The 21,699-nt window shown below is 56.8% G+C and carries 18 protein-coding genes; 8 read left to right on the top strand and 10 right to left on the bottom strand.

From position 1 onward, the window contains the following. Positions 1-130 precede the first annotated feature (130 nt). Positions 131-1,819 carry a putative bifunctional diguanylate cyclase/phosphodiesterase gene (locus C772_RS00635; RefSeq protein ID WP_008296544.1) on the top strand — a complete coding sequence of 563 codons (1,689 nt, stop codon included), beginning with the start codon at positions 131-133 and terminating at the stop codon, positions 1,817-1,819. A gap of 53 nt (positions 1,820-1,872) precedes the next feature. On the opposite strand, the gene C772_RS00630 is transcribed toward C772_RS00635, so the two are convergent. The 3 genes from C772_RS00630 to C772_RS00620 form a co-directional block, all read right to left on the bottom strand. Then, complete coding sequence (locus C772_RS00630; RefSeq protein WP_008296543.1) at positions 1,873-2,316, bottom strand: threonine/serine exporter family protein; 444 nt, start codon at positions 2,314-2,316, stop codon at positions 1,873-1,875. Then, positions 2,313-3,074, bottom strand: a complete 762-nt coding sequence (locus tag C772_RS00625; protein ID WP_008296542.1) for a threonine/serine exporter family protein — start codon at positions 3,072-3,074, stop codon at positions 2,313-2,315. The genes C772_RS00630 and C772_RS00625 overlap by 4 nt, the downstream gene beginning before the upstream one ends. 71 nt (positions 3,075-3,145) lie before the next feature. Beyond that, a complete protein-coding gene (locus C772_RS00620) occupies positions 3,146-5,290 on the bottom strand; it encodes a beta-propeller domain-containing protein (protein WP_008296541.1) in 2,145 nt (714 codons plus the stop codon). A 170-nt stretch (positions 5,291-5,460) separates the two neighbouring features. Here C772_RS00620 and C772_RS00615 point away from each other — a divergent pair, with 170 nt between their 5' ends. Beyond that, entirely contained in the window at positions 5,461-6,774 is a 1,314-nt protein-coding gene (locus tag C772_RS00615) for a short-chain fatty acid transporter (RefSeq protein WP_035000976.1), read from the top strand. A 170-nt stretch (positions 6,775-6,944) separates the two neighbouring features. On the opposite strand, the gene C772_RS00610 is transcribed toward C772_RS00615, so the two are convergent. The 4 genes from C772_RS00610 to C772_RS00595 all read right to left on the bottom strand — a co-directional run bounded on the left by C772_RS00610 (position 6,945) and on the right by C772_RS00595 (position 12,501). Next, positions 6,945-8,138 carry an acyl-CoA dehydrogenase family protein gene (locus C772_RS00610; RefSeq protein ID WP_008296539.1) on the bottom strand — a complete coding sequence of 398 codons (1,194 nt, stop codon included), beginning with the start codon at positions 8,136-8,138 and terminating at the stop codon, positions 6,945-6,947. Positions 8,139-8,163: 25 nt separating this feature from the next. Further along, positions 8,164-9,330: a saccharopine dehydrogenase family protein gene (locus tag C772_RS00605; RefSeq protein ID WP_008296538.1), complete on the bottom strand. Its 1,167-nt coding sequence runs from the start codon at positions 9,328-9,330 to the stop codon at positions 8,164-8,166. A 22-nt stretch (positions 9,331-9,352) separates the two neighbouring features. Then, positions 9,353-10,831, bottom strand: coding sequence for an aldehyde dehydrogenase family protein (locus C772_RS00600; protein ID WP_008296537.1), 1,479 nt, complete (start codon positions 10,829-10,831; stop codon positions 9,353-9,355). A 173-nt stretch (positions 10,832-11,004) separates the two neighbouring features. Then, complete coding sequence (locus tag C772_RS00595) at positions 11,005-12,501, bottom strand: DHA2 family efflux MFS transporter permease subunit (RefSeq protein WP_152419664.1); 1,497 nt, start codon at positions 12,499-12,501, stop codon at positions 11,005-11,007. A gap of 251 nt (positions 12,502-12,752) precedes the next feature. Between C772_RS00595 and C772_RS15960 the strand changes: the two genes are divergently transcribed. Both C772_RS15960 and C772_RS00585 read left to right on the top strand, forming a co-directional pair. Then, positions 12,753-13,631 (top strand): TetR/AcrR family transcriptional regulator, encoded by an 879-nt coding sequence (locus C772_RS15960; protein WP_008296535.1) that lies wholly within the window; start codon positions 12,753-12,755, stop codon positions 13,629-13,631. A 58-nt stretch (positions 13,632-13,689) separates the two neighbouring features. Next, the gene (locus C772_RS00585; protein WP_008296534.1) at positions 13,690-14,481 is read left to right on the top strand and encodes a TIGR00266 family protein; all 792 of its coding nucleotides are present in this window, start codon (positions 13,690-13,692) and stop codon (positions 14,479-14,481) included. Between the two features lie 64 nt (positions 14,482-14,545). On the opposite strand, the gene C772_RS00580 is transcribed toward C772_RS00585, so the two are convergent. Next, positions 14,546-14,833: an AbrB/MazE/SpoVT family DNA-binding domain-containing protein gene (locus C772_RS00580; RefSeq protein WP_035000975.1), complete on the bottom strand. Its 288-nt coding sequence runs from the start codon at positions 14,831-14,833 to the stop codon at positions 14,546-14,548. Positions 14,834-14,966: 133 nt separating this feature from the next. Here C772_RS00580 and C772_RS00575 point away from each other — a divergent pair, with 133 nt between their 5' ends. Then, positions 14,967-16,481, top strand: coding sequence for a DASS family sodium-coupled anion symporter (locus C772_RS00575; RefSeq protein WP_008296532.1), 1,515 nt, complete (start codon positions 14,967-14,969; stop codon positions 16,479-16,481). Between the two features lie 53 nt (positions 16,482-16,534). Here the strand turns inward: C772_RS00575 and C772_RS17000 are convergent, their stop codons facing one another. After that, positions 16,535-17,653 carry a YecA family protein gene (locus tag C772_RS17000; RefSeq protein ID WP_008296531.1) on the bottom strand — a complete coding sequence of 373 codons (1,119 nt, stop codon included), beginning with the start codon at positions 17,651-17,653 and terminating at the stop codon, positions 16,535-16,537. Between the two features lie 150 nt (positions 17,654-17,803). Between C772_RS17000 and C772_RS16775 the strand changes: the two genes are divergently transcribed. The 3 genes from C772_RS16775 (at position 17,804) to C772_RS00555 (ending at position 20,406) form a co-directional block, all read left to right on the top strand. Further along, positions 17,804-18,190: a UPF0158 family protein gene (locus tag C772_RS16775; protein WP_008296530.1), complete on the top strand. Its 387-nt coding sequence runs from the start codon at positions 17,804-17,806 to the stop codon at positions 18,188-18,190. A gap of 31 nt (positions 18,191-18,221) precedes the next feature. Beyond that, a complete protein-coding gene (locus C772_RS00560; RefSeq protein WP_008296529.1) occupies positions 18,222-19,118 on the top strand; it encodes an SDR family oxidoreductase in 897 nt (298 codons plus the stop codon). A gap of 106 nt (positions 19,119-19,224) precedes the next feature. Next, entirely contained in the window at positions 19,225-20,406 is a 1,182-nt protein-coding gene (locus tag C772_RS00555) for a M20 metallopeptidase family protein (protein ID WP_008296528.1), read from the top strand. Positions 20,407-20,467: 61 nt separating this feature from the next. On the opposite strand, the gene C772_RS00550 is transcribed toward C772_RS00555, so the two are convergent. Continuing rightward, complete coding sequence (locus C772_RS00550; RefSeq protein ID WP_008296527.1) at positions 20,468-21,580, bottom strand: mandelate racemase/muconate lactonizing enzyme family protein; 1,113 nt, start codon at positions 21,578-21,580, stop codon at positions 20,468-20,470. Positions 21,581-21,699: the final 119 nt, after the last annotated feature.

Genomic DNA, 21,699 nt, shown 5'->3' with positions numbered 1-21,699 from the left:
TCTCAGGTCGCATTCCATCCGCGAAGACCCGTTACTTTTGCAGGAAAATGCCGGAAAAAGGATGCCTCTTCGGGCAGTATCCTGTATATTGGGATAAATACAACCTGCTTTTTCAGGAGGTCGGAGTGCGTTGAAGGACAATCGAGGGCTCGACAAGAGCGCAGCCACATTACAGCAAGAAACCGCCTATGAAAGCCTGCTTGCCGGGCTCGACAAGAAGTTCATGATCTATAAGATCGACGCGGAAGGACTCATTCTTGAAGCCAATACCAGATTTCTTGAAAAAAGCGGCTGGACACCGAAGCGCGTACTCGGAAAACCATTTCGCGTGATGTTCCCGGACACCCGCGAGGGCAAGGCGCATGCCCTGAAAATCTGGCGGCGCATCCGGGCAGGCCGGCCGTGGCAGGGAGATGTGGACCAGGTCACGAAAGAAGGCACGCCGTATCACGTCATGCTGACCGCAGTCCCCGTCTTTTCAAACGGCAGCCTCCTCTATACGCTCATGCTGGAAACGGACCGGACAGAAGAGCGGGAACTGCAGAGAAAGCTTGAAGAGATCGCCTATGTAGATCCCGATACCGGCCTGATGAACCGCCATAAGCTGTCGGACGAGGCAGAGCGCCTGATATCGGAAGACCGTCACTTTACCTTCGTCTATCTCTCCATCGAAAATTTCCATACACTCATGGAACCCGGGGACCAGGATGCGGAAAAGCGGATTCTCCAGGAATTTGTCCGGAGCATGAAAATCTATTTCCGCAACAGCCTGTTCGCCAGGATCGGCATGAATGAGTTCGCCGTCCTCACCCCGCTCGGCAGCTGGTTCGCCGAAGGGTTCCTCAGCTTCCTGGACGAGCATCCGATCCGTTCGGAGCTTACCGGCCTCCAGATCCGCGTGAGCGGCGGCATCGCAAAATACCCTGATGATCAGCAGTCATTTAAGCATCTGCTGAGCGCTTCCTCCATGGCACGGCACCGGGTACGGATGGAAGGCGGGAACCACATCGCCTCCCTGCCAAAGTCAGAGCAGCGCGCGGTTGCCCGAAAACTCCGTATCGAGCAGAAGCTGCCCCGGGCCCTTGGGGAAGGTGCCATCCAGCCTGTTTTCCAGCCGCAGGTCGACATGAAGACCGGGAAGATCATCGCCGCCGAAGCCCTGGTCCGCTGGGAAGACCGGGATCTCGGCGCGGTCAGCCCCGCCGAACTGATTCCGGTTGCGGAAGATTGCGGAATGATCGGTGCGCTCGGGGAAGTCATGATCGAAGCCGCTTGCCGGCAGGCCGTCTACTGGCAGCAGCAGGGAATCGGCATCCGGGTAAGCTGCAACTCATCTGTGCGGGAATTCCGCAACGGAGAGATGACAGCAAGGGTCCGCGACATCCTGGCAAGGACAGGCTGCCCGGCTTCTCTGCTTGAGCTGGAGATTACCGAGCGGTTCGCCTTCGAGGCAGAAGCCGAGGAAGCGATCATGCACCAGCTGAAAGCACTGCAGGAGGAAGGGGTGTCCCTCGCGCTTGATGATTTCGGAACCGGTTCGGCATCGTTCCGTTACATGCAGACCGTCCCTCTTTCCAAGATCAAGATCGGCGAGGAGTTTATCGCTTCTTTCCCGACCAACAGCAAAGTCGGCAAGATTGTCGACGGACTTGTCCGTTTCGGGCATTCCCTCGGCCTGACCGTCGTCGCGGAAGGTGTAGAGGACGAGGCGGTCTGGAAGGCGCTTGAAGAAAGCGGCTGCGATGCGGTCCAGGGTTACTACACCGGCCGACCGATGACCGTTGCCCAGCTGACCGAACGCCTCCAAGCCCAGTCGTGACCACTGCCACAAAGACCCGCCCCCGGATTCTCACATCCGGGGGCGGGTTTTGTTTATGTCGTTTTTCGCTTCTTAAAAATCAGCTGAATGATCACTTCCGCGAACACGAGGCCCATTGCAATCGACCCGGAGACCATGAACACCTCCATCGCATGGACGGTGGCTGCATCATAATTCTTTTCCATGACGTTGCGCATGGTGTTGTATGCCGTTCCGCCCGGGACAAGCGGGATGATGCCGGCTACACTAAAGATGATCATCGGTGTCCGGTAACGCTTGGAGAATAGATGGGCGACAATCGCGACCGCAAATGCCCCGAGAAAGGATGCTTTGACCGCATCCCCCTCCAGGAGCAGGTCCCTCGACGCGAGAAACACAAGCCAGCCGACCGCCCCGACAAATCCGCAGTGCAGCAGCCGGTTCCTTGGAGAGTTGAAAATGATGCCGAACATCGTGGAGGCCAGGAAGCTGAAGATCCCATGGATCACATACGTCATAGCCCCGCCCCCCGGAGTGACAGGATCAGTGCAATTCCTGACCCGATCGCGAAGGCTGTGAGGAAAGCTTCCGCCCCTTTGGAGATCCCCGCCATGAAATGGCCGGCCATCAGGTCGCGGATGGCGTTTGTGATGAGCAGTCCCGGCACAAGCGGCATGACGGAAGCGATGATGATGATGTCGAGCTGGCTCCCCAGTCCCAGACGGACGGCGGCCAGAGAAATCAGTCCGATCACGGCTGAACCGGTGAATTCCGAGAAGAACTTCACCCGGGTCCGCTCATGGAACTTTTCCGATACGACAAAACCGATGCCTCCCGCGATTACGGCGAAAATCATGTTCTGCCAATTGCCGCCAAACAGGACGAGGAAGCTGGCACTGGCAATTGCCGCCGCCAGCACCTGGAGCCAGAACGGAAACATAAAGTTGCCGCTCTCAATTTTCTTCAGCGCACCATATGCCCCTTCCAGTGTCATCTCGCCGGATGACAGCGCCCTGGAAATGGCGTTGACACGGGCGATTTTCTCGAGGTCGGTCGCCCGCCTCCGGATACTGGTCAGTTTCACCCTCCGCTGGCCGCCCGGTGAAAATATGATCCCGGTCGAAGTGGTGAACGAGTCGGCGCCTTCCATATCCAGAGAAGCGGCCATTCTTGTCATCGTATCGTCGACCCGATACGTTTCGGCACCCGCTTCCATCATCAGCCTGCCCGCAAGCAGGCAGGCGTCGATCCCCATCTCTTCCCTTGCATCGTTCATCCGCTCACCGCCGTCCGTCCGTTCATTGAATTTCATCGTAGCGGAAACGGGCTGAAAACTCAACGGAGGACTTAGTCGGCTGAAGTGCCGAGCTGCCGGAATCCGTCAATCGAGTACGCAGACACTTTTTCGGGTGATACGGTATAGACCGTGTTCCCGGAATAGATGATCCGGAGAATCCTCTTTTCATAATCCGGATATCCCTGTACAGCCCCTTCCTCTGAAATGAAATTCCCCTGCAGGCGGATGCCATTTTTGGGGGTGATTTCATAGATCATCGCGCCGCTCCCGCTGAAGCGGACCTCCTCGCTCTCCGTGGTCCCCTCGTAGAGGTCCACCGGGAATCCGTACAGGCCGAGTCCACTGTGTTCAAACAGCGCCCTATGGTCATATTGCAGCTCCGAATAAGTCCCTCTGCCCCCGATCACTTCCACGGCGACTTCCTTCGGCGCGGTCATGTCCGACACATCGAACAGTGAAATTTTCATGCCCGCGGTCAGCACCTGCGGCTCCGGCCCATCCCCCTTCACGGTGACCGTCTCCTGGCCGAACCCGATCAGATGGCGTTCGCCAAGCGGGTGGAGATAATTGCTGAAGCCCGGTATCTTCAATTCTCCGAGAACGGCCGGCGAGGCCGGATCCGAAAGATCGATTGCGAAGAGAGGATCGGTTTCACGGAATGTCACCACATAGGCACGGTCCCCCATGAACCGGGCGGAATAAATCCTCTCACCCTTTGCCAGTCCCGTTACAGAACCGGTTTCTTTCAGCTCCGAATCGAGTACATAGACCGCCGATTCGGACGGCTGCCGCTCATCCCACATGTTGCCTTCAGTGACTGCGACACGGAAATGACCGTCATGTTCATCCATCGAAAACTGGTTGAGCGGTGTGCCCGGTACTTCCCCGGATGCAGCGAAGGAGACATCTGTGCCATCCAGCGCATATTTGAAGATTTTCGTATACGATCCGTTTGCTGCGCCCGATGATCCGTCTTCTGAAAACAGCTCCGCCTGATACTCCGAGGAAGCAAGATACAGATTGTCCTGTGACATGTACACCGCGCCGCCGCTGCCGACAAATCCTTCCGTTTCAAAAGAAGCGTCCGCTCCGCCTTTGAGATCAATGGCGGAGATGATCGTGTAGGAATCACCGGCAGGCCCGGGCAGGATGGTAATCGATTCGGTATCCATCGGCTGCGCCCCGTCTGAACGGGCACTGTCATACTCGTACGGCCGGACGTCCCCTTCTTGCTCCATGATTCGGAAAACCGGCGTCATCGAGGAGATCAGGTAGAGGATGTTCCCGCTCATCCTGGATGAGACATGCCAGCCCTCATTCCCGGCTTCCCTGACAAGCTTGGGATCGGCCGGATTTCCGACATCGTAGAGCCGGACCCCGACTGCGCTGCTTTCCACCGGCATGATATCTGCCGGCCCGCCAGGATTTCCGCCCGTCCCCCGGTATACGTGGCCGACTACTGCCAGGATATCCCCGGACAGATACAGCTCCAGCGGCTGGAATCCGTCTTCCCCTTCAAGGGTGGCGATGTGTGCCGGCTTTCCTTCAGTCCGGATATCGTAGATTTTCACCAGTGTGCCGTCGGAAGTCACATACAGGAAGTCGCCGTCCGTCTTGACAATGTCTCCTTCGTCAATGCCCGATACCTGATTGTTGGTCATGGAATGTCCGGCACCACCGTCAGGACCTGCCGCACTGTCCTCCGACGCTGCAGATTCTTCCACCACAGCCCCTTCCCGATAAAGCTCCATCTCCTTCTTCCGCTGCTCGGCGATCAGCCGGAAGTGCTCCTCAAGTTCCTTGAGCGATCCGACTGGCCCGATGTCTTCCCTGACTGTGAACGGGATGGCTCCTACCCCTGCCGTCGGCCGTTTTCCGAAGGCATCTTCGGAAACCTGAAGAATGTAGCGCCCCGGCGCCAGTCCGTCCACTTCCAGTCGGCTGCCGGAAAGCCGCATGTTTGCACGCGCAGGATTTCCTTCTTCATCCGTGATTTTCAGTGCTCCGCTTTCAGCAGCATCCCCTGAAAGTTTTGCAGCAAATGACGCACGCCATGTTTCCCCGCTGACCACACTGGCATCCGCACGCACTTCTGCCCCCGCATTCTGGCGGTCCGCTGCCCGGATACCGGCAATACCGGCTATGACCAGCAGCACGGCGAGCCCGAACCACACCGCCTTTTTTCCCTTCCGCATCTGGACCCCTCCCTTTTCTGATTAGTCTGCGGACTGCAGGAAAGGGTTACATCCAATGCTCATCGACAGAGTTGGTATCACATACTATAAAAATAATCTGGCAATCCAAATCATCTTCGACTACATTGGAGTGGGGGATGTTCTACAACTTTCGACAAGGGGGAAAAGCTTTGAAAACATTAACGAGATTCTCAAACACGCTCATGGAGCGCTTCCTGCCGGATCCGTATATCTTTGTTGCGGTCCTGACACTGGTCGTGTTTCTGCTCGGTCTTGGTCTGACCGATACAGGGCCGATCGAGATGGTGGATTATTGGGGAGACGGGTTCTGGGGACTTCTGGCCTTCGCCATGCAGATGGTCATCGTACTCGTTGCAGGCCACGTTTTGGCCAATAGCCCGTTCTTTAAGCGGCTGCTCAGCACACTTGCCGGAATTGCAAAATCACCCGGAGCTGCCATTCTTCTCGTATCGGTCGTCTCCATTATCGCAAGCTGGATCAACTGGGGATTCGGTCTGGTCATAGGCGCCCTGTTCGCGAAGGAAATTGCGAAGAAAGTCACAAACGTTGATTACCGTCTCCTTGTGGCCAGTGCCTATGCGGGATTTGTGGTCTGGCACGGCGGCCTTGGCGGGTCGATTCCGCTGTCGATTGCGACACCGGACCATCCGTTTGCCGGACAGATCGGCGTCATTTCGACAACCGACACCATTTTTACGCCGTATAACCTGTTTATCGTTCTTGTTCTTCTGATTACCATTCCTCTCCTGAACCGCTGGATGATGCCGAAGCCAGAAGATACGGTGACGGTCGACCCGGCAAAGCTTGAAGAGCCGATCGAAGTGGAAGAGCCGTCCGAAAAGACTCCTGCATCCCGTATGGAAGACAGCGTAGTTCTATCGATGCTGATCGGCGCGCTCGGACTCATTTATCTGATCCATCACTTTGTTCGGAACGGATTCGACCTGAACCTGAACATCGTGAATCTGATTTTCCTGATTCTCGGCATCATCCTTCACGGGACACCGCGCCGTTTCCTCGCCGCGGTCGCCAATGCCGTCAAAACTGCAGGCGGAATCATCATCCAGTTCCCGTTCTACGCGGGCATCATGGGGATGATGACTTCCTCCGGACTTGCCGGGGTCATCTCGGATGCCTTCGTGTCCATCTCGAATGAGCATACGTTCCCGCTGTTCTCTTTCTATGCAGCAGGCATCGTCAATTTCTTTGTACCATCCGGCGGCGGCCAGTGGGCTGTACAGGCACCGATCATGCTGGATGCCGCGCAGACGCTTGGAGTCGACTATGCGAAAGTTGCGATGAGCATCGCCTGGGGGGATGCCTGGACCAACCTGATCCAACCGTTCTGGGCACTCCCGGCACTGGCCATTGCAGGACTGAAGGCGAAGGACATCATGGGGTATTGTGTGTTTGTCCTTGTCCTGTCCGGGATCGTCATCTCCATCGGGCTTTATTTCTTCTGAAGGACCCCTTTCATGACGCCTGCCGGCCAGTCCGGCAAGGCGTCATTTATATTTTCCGTAACTCCCTTGCCCCGGCGATATGTGCACGCAAACACGGGCGCACTCAATGCCTGTAAACTTCCATGTCGCGCACAAACAGGCCCCGCCGTCTCCGGCGGGGCTCTCCTCTATTATTCACCCGGCTCCCACGCAGGCAGCATCTTGTTGAGCGGTTTGTCCCGGCGGTAACCGAGCACGTATTCAGCCTGCATGATCGTGTGGATTTCACGGGTGCCCTCGTAGATGACAGGTGCCTTGGAGTTCCGGAGATACCGGGCGACCGGGTAGTCGTCCGAGTAGCCATAGGCACCATGAATCTGGAAGGCATCGTCCGCGGCTTTGTTGGCAAAGTCGCACGCCTGCCATTTGGCAAGTGATGTCTCGCGGGTGTTGCGCACACCCTGGTTTTTCAGTTCTCCTGCCCGGTACACGAGCAGCCGGCTCATCTCGTACCCCGCTTCCATGTTGGCGATCATCTGCTGGACCAGCTGGTGCTTACCGATCGGCTTGCCGAATGTTTCCCGTTCATGGCAGTACTTCACGCTCGCCTCAAGACAGGCTTTTATTAGTCCTACTGCTCCCGCCGCGACGGTGAAACGGCCATTATCGAGTGAAGCCATGGCGATCTTAAAGCCTTCTCCCTCTTCACCGAGCCGGTTCTCCGCCGGCACACGCACATTCTCGAAAAACAGTTCACCCGTGTTCCCCGCACGGATGCCGTATTTGTTCTTGATCGCTTTGGAAGAAAATCCGGGCATCGTCCGCTCGACGATAAAGGCAGTGATGCCGTGGTGCTTTTTCGGCTTGTCGGTATAGGCAAAGACGAGAAAGTGGTCCGCCTGGTCGCACAGCGAGATCCAAGTCTTCTGCCCGTTCAGCACATAATGGTCGCCGTCACGCACGGCGGTCGACGACATCGCCGCGACATCCGACCCCGCTCCCGGTTCGGTCAGGCCGAATGCACCGATCTTTTCCCCCTTCGCCTGGGGTACGAGGTATTTCTGCTTCTGCTCTTCGTTGCCCCACTGCAGAAGCGACATCGAGTTCAGCCCGGTATGGACGGACACAGCGGTGCGGAATGCCGTGTCGCCGCGCTCCAGCTCCTCGCACAGAATAGCCAGGGCGTTGTAATCCATTCCGCTGCCCCCGTACTTTTCCGGGATGCAGACACCCATGAACCCGAGTTCAGCAAGACGTTTCCAGATCACCGGGTCGAACCCGCCTTCCGCATCCCATTTGGCGATGTTTGGCATGATTTCGTCATCCGTGAACTTCCTTGCGGTCTTCCGGAGCAGATCCTGCTCATCCGTGAACCGGAAATCCATTTGCCTTCTCTCCTTCCCGTCCCTCTTAAACCGTTGCCGCCGTCTCCGACGATGTCTCGATAATATGGACGCCGCGCTTTTTCATTTCGGCGATATATTCCCCGCCCGGCACGATCGTTTCAGGCGGATGGACACCGCGCTTCGTGATCACTCCGCTTCCGATCATCTGGGCGACTGCGGAAATCGTATTGGCTGTCGCACGGGCCATAGCGGTGACATTCGTCTTCGGATCCTTCTCGGTGATCAGGTCATACTCGTAATACGCCTCTTCCCCGTCCTTGCTCCCTTTCACGATAACCCGCAGAAGTACGGCATCTTTCTTGTCGCCCAGCCGGAGCTTGGGCGTCAGGTGCTCCCTCATCACGTCGCGGACTTTCACCTGCTGCCCGCCGACCGTCACTTCGGAGTCGCGGGACAGCAGCCCGAGATCGACGAGCAGCTGGAACTTCTCGGCATGTCCCTTATAGCGGATCGTCTTGTACTCCAGCGTGTCCAGGTCAGGGAATGACTTCGACAGCGTCGATGTGCCTCCGGACGTATGAAACGCCTCGAGCTCGCCGTAGCCGTCGAAACGGATCGTCTCGATCTCGCTCAGGGAAGGCACTTCTTTGACTTTACCCTTGCGGATGACAAGAGACGGATCCGTATAATGGTCGAAAACGCCTTCCAGTGAAAAGACGAGATTGTAATTCAGCGGCGGTTCCGGCTTAACCGGTATGCCGCCGACGAACAGACGGATCGACTCCGCCCGGTCAAGCTTGCCCGCTCCGTAGCCGGAGAGGATATTGATCATGCCCGGGGCAACACCGAGGTCAGGGATGAGCGTGACACCCTTTTTCTCTGCCGCTTCCGAGAGTCCGAGGACAGCATCGGTCGCGCCGCCGATATGGCCTCCGAGGTCGACACAGTGTACACCGGCCTCGATCGCCGTGCGGGCGACTTTCTCATTGAATGTATAAAACAGCGCGTTGATGACGACATCGCCGAGAGACATGACTTCCCTGAGCCGGTCGTGATCCGTCGCATCCAGCCTGAGGATGTCCAGCTTGTCCGACATCAGCGCTGAAGCAAAGTCTTCCGCCTGCCGGACGTTCAGATCTGCCAGCCAGACCTTTTCCACACCATCGCTTTTCACCAGGTCCCGTGCCGCTTCTTTTCCCATCAGGCCTGCTCCCAGGACGACTACTTTCATGCAGCTCTCCCCTTTCGCCGTTTTATTCTGTATCGATCTGTGCCCGCTGCAGCTTGCCGCTGTAGTCCACGTAGATGCTCTTCCATTCGGTAAAGACGTCGAGCGCGGCGACCCCCGAGTCACGGTGGCCGTTGCCGGTCCCTTTTGTCCCTCCGAACGGCAAGTGGATTTCCGCCCCGGTCGTGCCGGCATTCACATACACAATCCCCGTATCCAGGTCCCGCTGGGCACGGAATGCCTGATTCACATCCCTCGTGAAGATCGAGCTCGACAGCCCGTAGGTGACACTGTTGTTCACTTCGATCGCTTCATCGAGGCTATCCACTTCAATTAGCGAGATGACCGGGCCGAAGATTTCTTCCTGGGCGATCCGGCTGTCCCACTTCACGTCGGTGAAGAGCGTCGGCTCATAGTAGTAGCCGCCTTTCAGCCCCTCGTCATCAAGGATCCTGCCGCCGGCAAGCAGCTTTGCGCCTTCTTTCTTGCCGATTTCCACATAGCCGTGGATCTTCTCGAGAGCGGGTGCATTAATGACCGGGCCGACCTTCACCGACTCATCGAGCCCGTCACCGATGGTGAGTCCTTTCATCTGCTCAAGCAGGCGCTGCTCCAGCTCTTTCTTTACATCCCGGTGTACGATGACCCGGCTGCAGGCTGTGCAGCGCTGGCCGGCCGTTCCGAAAGCACTCCACAAAATGCCTTCCACGGCAAGATCGAGATCGGCATCATCCATGACGATGACCGCGTTTTTGCCGCCCATCTCCAGCGACACTTTCTTCAGATGACGGCCGCCAAGCTCCGCCACCCGGCGTCCGGTTTCCGTCGATCCCGTGAACGAGATGACTCGGATGTCCGGATGCTCGATCATTGCCGTGCCGACTTCTCCGCCGCTTCCGAAAACGACGTTCGCCACACCCGGAGGCAGTCCGACCTCGTCGAAGATTTTCGCCATTTCATAAGCCATCATCGGGGTTTCGGTTGCCGGCTTCCAAATGAAGGTGTTGCCCGCAACAATCGCAGGGAACGACTTCCATGTCGCGATGGCGACCGGGAAGTTCCAGGGCGTGATGAGTCCGACCACGCCAATCGGAGCCCGCACGCTCATCGCGAACTTGTCCTGAAGTTCGGACGGGACCGTCTCGCCGAACAGGCGCCGCCCCTCTCCGGCCATGTAAAACGCCATGTCGATCCCTTCCTGGACCTCGCCGCGCCCTTCTTCGATCACTTTGCCCATTTCTTTTGTGAGCACCTGCGCGAGATGCTCCTTCCGCTCTTTCATGAGGCGGCCGATCTCATATAGATAATCTGCGCGCTTTGGCGCAGGGACGAGTGCCCATTCCTTTTGTGCCCGCTTCGCAGCCTTAACCGCCTCGTCCACATCGGACTTGCCTGAAAGCCTGACGTCACAAAGCGTCTCCCCGTTTGCAGGGTTCACGACTGCCGTGTAATCGGCTCCGCCGCCGTCCTGCCAGGATCCATTGATATAGTTGTTCAGTTGCATGCCCAGCTCCCCTTTCCGCATTCTATTGAAACCGCTTTCATTGTCCTTTTTCGACAAATCCGGCCGGATTCCTTCCCAGTTTTTTGAACTCTTCCGGCAGGCAGCCAAAATTCACCTGCCTGTCCGCGGAAAATAAAAAACCCGCAGGCAAATTGCCTGCGGATTCATCTTATTCATTCGTGCTGGGGAGTATGTGTACCGGACTTGCCCGCCTTGACCGGATCGCCGCCGGCAGCCTTCATCGCTTCCGCCTTTTCCTTCGGCGGGACCACCCGCTTGACGAAGAACGTCAGGATCAGGGCGATGAAGACGATGACCGTACACACAAAGTAAGCGAAATTGATGCCGTGGAGCAGCGCTTCCTGGGCGATCTGCGCCTTCACCGCCGCAGCTTCGGCATCCGGAAGCCCCGCCGATTCACCGGCAAGCGAGGCCGCCTCCGTTTCTGTCCGCTTGTTCATGACCGTCATGAGGAATGCGGAACCGATGGCTCCCGAGACCTGCTGGAGCGTGTTGTTCATCGCGGTGCCGTGCGGGTTCATCTGCATCGGCAGCTGGTTCAGCCCGTTTGTCATGATCGGCATGTTGACCATCGACATCCCGAACATACGGACCGTATAGACAGCCATGATGTAGAAGTAGCCGGAATCCATCTCCAGACGGCTCAACATGAACGTCGTCACGGTTGTGATCAGCAGGCCGGAAATCGCGAGTGTCCGGGGTCCGTACTTATCGAAAAGCCGCCCGGTGATCGGTGACATGATCCCCATGATGACCGCTCCCGGCAGCATCAGGAGTCCCGAGTGGAACGGAGAGATCTCCCGCACGTTTTGTACGTAGATCGGTGTCAGAAGCATTCCGGAGAACATCGCGATCGACAGCACGACCAGGATGATCGTCGACAGCGTGAACATCGGATGCTTGTAGATCCGGAACTCCAGCATCGGCACCGGCATGCTCAGCTGCCGGCGGATAAAGGCGGTCAGGGCGACGGCACCGACAATGATCGTCACATAGACCTGCGGATCCATCCAGCCTTTGTCGCCGGCCATGCTGAATCCGTAGAGCAGTCCGCCGAACCCGAGGCTCGACAGGATGATCGACAGGACATCAAGCTTGACGTCTCTTGTCTCCATGATGTTCTTCAGCCTGAAGAAGGCGATCAGGATGACGAGCACCGCGAACGGCAGCACCATCCAGAACAGCACACGCCAGGAGTAATGCTGGACAATCCAGCCGGACAGCGTCGGCCCGATTGCCGGCGCCGTGATCATGACGAGGCCAAGATATCCCATCGCGGTCCCCCGCTTTTCCACCGGGAAGGCGACGAGCATGACGTTCATCAGGAGCGGCATCATCATGGCGGAACCGGATGCCTGGATCATCCGGGCGATGACCAGCACGATAAATGACGGAGCAAGCGCTGCCGTCAGCGTACCGATCGTGAATAGTGTCATCGCCGTCAGGAAGAGATTCCGGTTCGTGAACCGCTGGATAAAGAACGCACTCGCCGGAATCAATATCCCGTTCATAAGCATATAACCGGTCGTCAGCCATTGCACCTGTGCCGGGTTCACCTGGAATTCGGTCATGATGACCGGAAGGGCCACGTTTAGCAGCGTATTGTTCAGAAACGCAACAAACGCCCCGAAAAAGAGGACCGCAATCATCGCATACGGGGGTTTTGCGTGGAGTTGTTGCTCATTCAATTGTCATTCCTCCGTTCAAAGCGATTCGGTTATTCCGTGTTACGAATAAAAATCGCATGCAAACTATTTTATACCGGCAGTACAATCATTTCAACATATAAATTTCGTTGCATTACTATAAATTGAGCAACCGCATGAAATCAGCTATAATTAAACTTATACCACCGGTATAAAAACGTTTGTAAACGCTGATATACAGAAAGGTGACTGCTTTGAACGAACGGAAACAGCACGTCCTGAATGCCGCCAAACGGCTGTTCCTTGAGAACGGTTTTGCCAACACATCCATCCAGAACATCCTGGATGAAGCCGGCATTTCGAAAGGAACGTTCTATAACTACTTTAATTCCAAAAATGAATGCCTGATCTCCATTATCGAAGAATCCACAGGAACTGCATCCGTCCTTCGCGAAGAACTCGCTGCAGACGGTCCGGACGGTCCGGAGGTGCTGGTCGAACAGATTCTTGTCCGCCTCCGGATGAACCGTGAACAGAAACTGATCCGGCTATACGAGGCGATCCTCCATTCCGGAGATCCGGAACTCAGGGACTATATGAAGTCAGTCCACCTTTCCGAACTCGCCTGGCTTGAGCAGAGGCTCACAGAAGTGTACGGAGAGCAGTTCCGTCCCTATGCCGCTGATGCTGCCCTTATGGAATTCGGCATGCTCGGCCAATACCTGCAGTTTGCTCCGGACATCACTTCCTCCGAGGAGCTGTCCAAACGGATCCGCTTTGTCATCAGGCGGACTGAAGCTCTGCTCCGGGACATGGCAGAGAATGATGAGCACCTGCTGGAGGCCGGACAGTTTGACCTTAGGGCCGATTCCCCTTCCCTTCCGGCACCGGGACGGGTTGCGGAGGAGATGCTGCGGCTTGCAGAAACTCTTCCGCATGAAAGCAGGGGAACCGGCCGGGAATTCGCCGGCTTCCTCTCGACGGAACTGAAGTCGGAAAAGCCGCGTGCCTCCCTCATGCAAAGCATTGCCGTTCCATTCCGCAAGCTGTTTGACGGCCTGCCGAATGAACCGGAAGCGCGTACCGTCATGTCCGCACTCTGGCGGCTTCTCAAATCCTCGAATCTTAAGTGAAACCATTGGGCGGTCCGTGCCGTATGCTTAACTATCAAACTGGAACGGGGATGAAGAGATGAACAACCACGAAATCGATTATGTCCTGCACGGAGATGACATGCAGTTTGTTGAAGTTGAACTGGACCCTTCCGAGACGGTCATCGCAGAAGCGGGAAGCCTGATGATGATGGAAGATGGCATTGAGATGGAGACAATCTTCGGGGACGGCTCGGGCGGAGGCGGCGGGCTGTTCGGCAAGCTCAAAGGCGCCGGCAAAAGGCTCCTTACCGGTGAAAGCCTGTTCATGACGACCTTCACGAACACCGGTGCAGGCAAGAAACATGTTTCGTTCGCCTCCCCGTACCCGGGAAAAATCATTCCCGTCGACCTCAGCCAGGAAGGCGGAAAGATCATCTGCCAGAAAGACGCCTTCCTCGCGGCCGCCAAAGGCGTCTCTGTCGGGATTGAATTCCAGCGACGGCTCGGCGCAGGATTCTTCGGCGGCGAAGGCTTCATTATGCAAAAGCTTGAAGGTGACGGCATGGCGTTTATCCATGCTGGCGGCACCATCCATGAAAAAACACTTGCACCGGGCGAAGTTCTCCGGGTCGATACCGGCTGTCTTGTGGCCATGACACGAGGCGTCGACTACAATATCGAGACCGTGAAGGGTGTCAAAACGGCCCTGTTCGGCGGAGAAGGGCTGTTCTTCGCGACACTCCGCGGACCGGGCAAAGTCTGGGTCCAGTCCCTCCCGTTCTCGCGTCTTGCAAGCCGCGTGTTTGCCGCTGCCCCATACACACCGGGCGAGTCAAAAGGCGAAGGCAGCGTTGCGGGCGGACTGTTCGACCTCCTAGGCGGAAAATAATCGCTGCACAAATAGAACCGGCCTCCCCTTAGCGGGAGGCCGGTTTTGGTCTGTTTCAAATCTTCTATGGGTCCTGACGTTTCCTCATATTGCGGAAAGACTCCTCGTAGTTGTCCATCAGAAGCCGGAAACCGTCATTTCTGTTATCCGGTCCTGAAGGCTCCTTATGTTTGTCGAGTGCGACGCGTCCGTCCTGACCGATTTTAAAGCGTACTTCGTCACCCGGTCCCAGATCGAGATGTTCCATGACTTTCGAGGGCAGCGTCACCCCATGGCTGTTCCCGATCTTCGTGACTTTCCTCTTGATGTAATCCGATGCCATCGTGTAGCCGAACACCCTTTCATCCATCATCTTCCTTGGCGGGGACCCTATTATAACAGACTTACCCTGATTTCAAACAATATACCTGTCGGTTATCACCGGTTGAAGGAGGGTATGATGTGAAAAAAGATGGCCCGGGTGTCCGGGCAGAAAGGCGGATCACATGGCAAAAAACAAACCGGACCTGCAACCCCGGCAGGCAGAACTACCTCCGGCAGCTAAAAAGCAAAACCGAAAAGCGCTCTTCCTTCTATTGGCTTTTGCCGCCATGATCATCGTCCTCGCGCTGCCCACCCCTGAAGGGCTGTCGGTCATCGGCCACCGCGCACTCGCCATCCTGGCCTTTGCCGTCATTGTCTGGATGACAGAGGCGGTCACCTACCCGGTCAGTGCCGCGATTATCATTGGACTGATCACCCTGCTGCTCGGATTCTCCCCGGACCCCGAAGGGACAGGAGAGCTGCTCGGTACAAAAGGTGCCCTGAAGCTTGCGCTCGCCGGATTCTCGAACAGTGCGGTTGCCCTCGTCGCAGGTGCCCTGTTCATCGCGGCGGCGATGCAGGCGACAAACCTGCATAAACGATTGGCGCTCTGGATCCTGTCCAGGGTCGGAACGAAGACGAACGCCATTGTGATGGGCGGTATCATCGTTTCGATCATCCTTGCCTTCTTTGTACCGAGCGCGACGGCGCGTGCCGGAGCGGTCGTGCCAATCCTGCTCGGTATGGTGGCGGCATTTGGCCTTCAAAACAATAGCCGGCTGGCCGCCCTTCTGGTACTGACTGCCGTAAATGCGGTGTCCATCTGGAACATCGGCCTCAAAACCGGTGCCGCGCAAAACATGGTCGCCATCGGGTTCATCGAGGAAGAGATGGGCGAAACCATTGCCTGGAGCTCATGGTTCCTGTATGCCGCTCCGTTTTCGATCATTATGTCGATCGTGCTTTATTTCATCATGACCCGTCTCATCAAACCGGAAACCGATAACATCGAAGGCGGCAAAGAGGTCATCCGGGAAAAGCTTGCGGAACTGGGGCCGCTGAAGCCGGTCGAAATCCGGCTCATCGTCCTTTCCGTCATCCTCCTGACCCTCTGGTCTACAGAAGAAAAGCTTCACCCGCTCGACACGACAAGCGTGACACTCCTCGCCGTCTCGATCATGCTTCTTCCTAAAATCGGTGTCTTCGATTGGAAAAGTGCCGAGAAGCTGATTCCTTGGGGGACCATCATCGTCTTTGCCGTCGGAATCACACTCGGTACGATCCTGCTGAATACAGGAGGGGCTTCTTGGCTTTCCAACACCGTATTCGGCTCATTGGGACTGGATTCCATGCCGCTTTTGGCAACCATTGCGCTCGTCTCGCTATTCAACATATTCATCCATCTCGGGTTTGCAAGTGCGACTAGCCTTGCATCAGCCCTGATCCCGATCTTCATTGCACTCACTGCAACACTCGGACTGGGCGAAAGCAGCGTCGGATTCGTGCTGATCCAGCAGTTCGTCATCTCGTTCGGCTTCCTGCTTCCGGTCAATGCGCCGCAGAGTATGCTCGCCTATGGAACAGGTGCATTTACGGTCAAGGACTTTATCAAGGCCGGCATCCCGCTTACCATCGTCGGCTATCTGCTGATCCTGCTTTTCAGCGCCACCTACTGGAAGTGGATCGGCCTGCTTTGATTAAGCATACAAAAAAGACGGACCTGCCAAAACCGGCAGGTCCGTTTTTCAAGTTATTTCAGGCGTCCAAAAAACACTGCTGCGTATTTCTGGGCTGTGCCTTCCGATACGCCGAAACGTTTGGCCACTTCTTTTGAAGTGAACGGCTCACCGGGAAGAAGGCTCGCTTCCTGTGCAGCCAGATAGAGTCCGGCCACGATGCCGCCCGGCTTCCGGACAATCGGATTTTCCTCCCGGAAATAGCGGATGACCGATTGTTTCAGGTTCTCGGAACTGTTGCTGTCCTGTCCGTCGGATGCCAGTTCCGACATCAGCATGTCAATCGTGTTGCGCTGTCCGTCCGTCAGATCTTCGATGTCTCCATCATCAGGAGTTTGTACGGGTTCGACTGCTTCCGGAGCTTCTGTATCGGCAGCGGCTTCTTCCGCCGCCTTTTCAGATCGACCCGCCAGTTCCCGCTTCTCCCCGGCATCCGGCAATTCTCCAGCCTCTTCCACAGGCGTGTGCAGGATGGCAAAGATCTCAAGGAGACGGGACTCGAGAAAAGCTTCATCCGCCTTTTCACCGAGGGATGCCGCGTACTCGCGGACCCGGTCTATGACATCGTCATTTTGTGATGGGATCGAATAAAGCGTGGATACCGGCTGGATCGCCTCTTCCCGCACACGCGGATCCGCCAATACCGTACCGAACAGTAGGGTTCCCTCCGGGGCTGTGATTCGTTCATTTTCCGCCATCGCCCACTTTTTGTCCCCGAACACATCCTTCAGGAACAGGAAGCCATCCGCTTTCCCGATCAGTTCCGCGAACATGACAAAAGGCTGATTCCATGCTTCCAGAACACGCTTCACTTCTTCCCTTGCGCCGGGAACAGACTGTTCCAGATGCCGCTGCCACAGGTCGCGGCGGATGTTGAACGCGTAATGTTCATATGCCGCGCCTTCGATCGCCCCGGCTTTCATGAGTCCGCCGAGCCTCGACATCCATGTTTTCACGAGAAGTGATAATTCGGTGCGGTCAGGACCGGGGGCGGGCGTGTTGCCGATGTAATCCGCCATGATCCTCTTTAGTTCCTGTTCCGCAAGCAGATGGATGCCGCTTTCAGAACGGCCATGGCATTTCTTATATTTCTTTCCGCTGCCGCAGGGGCACGGGTCATTGCGTTTAACCAACTTCATCATTCCTTTTCGTCGTCTGCATATTCCATCTCCCCATTGTATCACCCTTTCCCCCTTCTTTGTACCCATACCGGTATGACGGTTTATCCCCTTGCGGTGGCAGGGTATACGAAAGGAGAAGTCAGGAAAGGAAGGGATCGGCGGATGGAGCACAACCGCATCGCATACCGCGACCTGCATGAAGCGGCCCATGACGTCAAGCCGTCCTGGTATGACCGGGAAACCGGACAGGTCACCCAGCATGAGGCCGATCATGACCAGCCGCGCTATATCGAACTTCCCCGTTTTGATGACACAGCCGAGCAGCAGATGAGGGTAGCATTCACCCATACCCTGCAGGACAGGCCGGGCCTGCAGGAGAAGATTGGCAAAATCTTCGCCTACAACCGCCCGGCCGAAGAATTTGAAGAGATCCTTAAAAACGAAGAGCTGCTGCATGAGTGGAAAAATTACCGGGAGATGTCCCGGCAGAAGCTTCTGAACGACTGGTGCAGCCGAAACGGCATCCGTTTTGACATGGACGGAATCTGAATACGGAGATCTATCCAAGGAGGCGATCAGCATGACGAACAATCAGAGCAAAGGAAAAGAATACGAAAAAGCGGATCAGCAGGTGCCGCCGCAGTCTCAGCAGAGCCAGCCCGGCATCGAATCGGAGATGAAGCCGGAGCCGATCTATGACGATCCGGAATATAAAGGGTCCGGAAAGCTGGAAGGCAAGGTCGCCCTCATCACGGGCGGCGACTCCGGCATCGGCCGTGCGGTGGCGGTCGCGTTCGCCAAGGAAGGCGCAGATGTCGCCATCGCTTATCTGGACGAAGCCGAGGACGGAGACGCGGAACAGACCGTCCGTGATATTGAGAAATACGGCGGCCGCGCGTTGAAGATCAAGACGGATATCCGCGACGAAGGCAGCTGCCGCGCCCTTCTGAAGCAGGTTGCGGACGAACTCGGCGGATTGAACATCCTCGTCAACAACGCGGGCGTCCAGTATCCGCAAAAGGATATCGAGGCAATCACTTCCGATCAGCTGAAGAAAACGTTCGAAACGAATTTCTACGGTCTGTTTTACCTGACCCGAGAGTCGATGGCCTACCTGAAGGAAGGCGACAGCATCATCAACACGTCTTCTGTAACGGCCTACAACGGCTCGGCGGGACTGCTTGACTATTCCGCGACCAAAGGAGCCATTACGGCCTTCACGCGCTCGTTCGCACAGAACATCGCCAGCAAGGGCATCCGCGTGAATGCGGTGGCCCCCGGCCCGATCTGGACCCCGCTCATTCCTGCGACTTTCGATGCAGGCAAAGTCGAGGAGCACGGCTCCACCACTCCGATGAAGCGCCGCGGCCAGCCTGCAGAACTTGCACCGGCCTATGTGCTGCTCGCTTCCAAGGACGGCAGCTATATGACTGGGCAGACCATCCACATCGATGGCGGCGACTTTATTACAAGCTGACAGGTTCGGACCCAGTCCGGAAAGCGGATCCCCCGCTTTCCGGATTTTCCATTGTCTCCGCCCTTCCGTCCGGTGATATAATCATTTCCGGAAGGAGCTGCTTGACATGGACCTGCAGAAAATCGACCGGAAAATCCGGGAATCACTTGATGAAATGATCCAAATCCGGCGCCATCTCCACATGAATCCGGAACTCAGCTTTGAAGAAGAGAAAACCCCCGAATACATCGCCAATTACTTGGAAGCCCTCGGGATCGAGGTACGCCGCCATGTCGGCGGGAGGGGTGTCGTCGGCACGATCCGAGGCGGCAGGCCCGGCAAGACCATCGCGTTCCGCGCGGACTTTGATGCGCTCCCGATCCAGGAAGCCACCGATGTCCCGTACAAGTCGGCCGTACCTGGTGTCATGCACGCCTGCGGCCATGACGGGCATACCGCTTCCCTGCTTGTGTTCGCGAAGGTGATGAACGAGTTCAGGGAGGAGCTTGTAGGCAACATCGTCCTGATCCATCAGCATGCCGAGGAAGTGAACCCCGGCGGCGCACTCGGCATGATCGAGGACGGCTGCCTGGATGGCGTCGACATGGTGTTCGGGGCTCATCTGCAGTCCCTGCTGCCTGCCGGACTCATCTACAGCCGGGACGGATACCTGCAGGCGGCCGAAAATACGATCCGCATCACCGTCACCGGGAAAGGCACTCACGGCGCCGAGCCGCATAACGGCCATGACCCGATTCTTGCGGCGGCCCATATCATGACCGTCCTCCAGTCGGTGGTCAGCCGGAATGCAGATCCGCTCGGACAGCTCGTCATCTCGATCGGGCAGTTCCACTCCGGTTCCGCCGGAAACGTCATCCCGCAAAAAGCTGAGATGGAAGGCACGATGCGTGTCTTTGATGAAGAGCTGCGCCAACTTGGTGCCCAAAGAATCAGGGAGATCGCGGAATACACCGCGAAAGCGCTTGGTTGCACGGCAGAAGCCGATGTCGAATACGGCTATGATGCGGTCAAAAACCACACGGAGGGCGTACGTGTGATCGAGCAGGCGGTCGCAAGTGTCTGCGGTGACGGCGTGTACCGGGAAATCGATCCGGTCATGCCGGCCGAAGACTTCGCCTACTACCTCCAGCATCGCCCGGGTGCCTACTTCTTTGTCGGTGCCAAGGTGGAAGACGGGCGGATCGCCTACCCGCATCACCATGAGAAGTTCGACTTCCATGAGCCGGCACTTGCCATGGCCGCAAGGACCTTTGCCGGAATTTTCATTGAAGCCCAGAAACAGAACTGAGAAACGTAAAAGGTTGTGCACCCCGAAACAGCGGGGGCACAACCTTTTTTAACGGCTTGTCTTATTGCACCGTTTCTTTTTTCACTGTCAGTTTTTCGAGCTGTGCTTCATCCACAATGATGCCGAGGCCCGGCCTGCCCGACAGGAGAACCTGCGGCAGCTCGTAGTTCAGGTCGCCGATTTCTTCGCTGAAAAGGAGCGGCCCGGTCAGTTCGGCTGACTCGATGTTCGCCCGGCTCGTGACGACGTGGTACCCTGCCGCCGATCCGACAGACGACTCCACCATCGATCCGACCTGGCACGGCATTCCTGCCGCCTCTGCCGCTTTGGCAATATGGATTGCCGGATAGATGCCGCCGCATTTCATGAGCTTGATGTTCAATACATCAGCCGCCTCAAGGCGGACGATCTCAAGAAACTCTTCCATGCCATGGAGACTTTCATCTGCCATGACAGGTACGGTCACTTTTCTCCGGACATCCGACAGTCCCCGGATGTCCCCCATGCGGATCGGCTGTTCGATCCATTTCAGGTTTTCCCCTTCCAGCTCACGGATGGCCGCGGCCGCGGTCCCCGGTGTTTTCCAGCCCTGATTGACATCGACACGGATCGGAACATTCGGCCCGACAGCCTTCCGGACGGCCTTGATGCGGGCGACATCTTCCTTCGGGTCCCCTTTTCCGACTTTCAGCTTAAGCGAGGAATATCCGTCTTCCACCGCCCGGACCGCTTTTTCCGCCATGACTTCGGGAGCCTCGATGCTGAGAACCCGCGGATATTCGATCCGGTCATGGGCACGGCCGCCGATCAGATTGTACACCGGCTGTCCGGCCGCTTTCCCCATCAGGTCGTAACAGGCGATATCGACGGCGGCCTTGGCGGCCGGATTTCCCGAAACCGCTGCATCCATCTTGCGGTGGATGCGCTCGATATCAAACGGGTTCTCCCCGATGACTTCCGGAATGAGAAGATGCTTCAGTATTTCATAGGCCGACAGGAAGTATTCCCCTGTCACATGTTCGTCCGTCACCGCCTCGCCGTATCCGACAAGCCCGGAGTCCGTTTCCAGCCTCAAGATCACTGCCGGCATGTCCGGGTAAGCCGCATAGGAGACAATAAACGGTTCCCGGAGCGGGAAGCGGACCGCATGAATGGTTGCTTTGGTGATTTTCATATTGCCCCTCCTTTTTTCTTTCTCAGTCTATCCGGAACATCCGGCCAAATCAATCTCATCCCGGGACTTTTGCCGTGCCGGACATTCGCCCGTGGCATAGCCTGTCACGAGGGAGGTGC

The organism is Bhargavaea cecembensis DSE10 (assembly GCF_000348905.1).
GTDB classification, from domain to species: domain Bacteria; phylum Bacillota; class Bacilli; order Bacillales_A; family Planococcaceae; genus Bhargavaea; species Bhargavaea cecembensis.
This window is presented reverse-complemented; position numbering and strand designations above follow the sequence as displayed.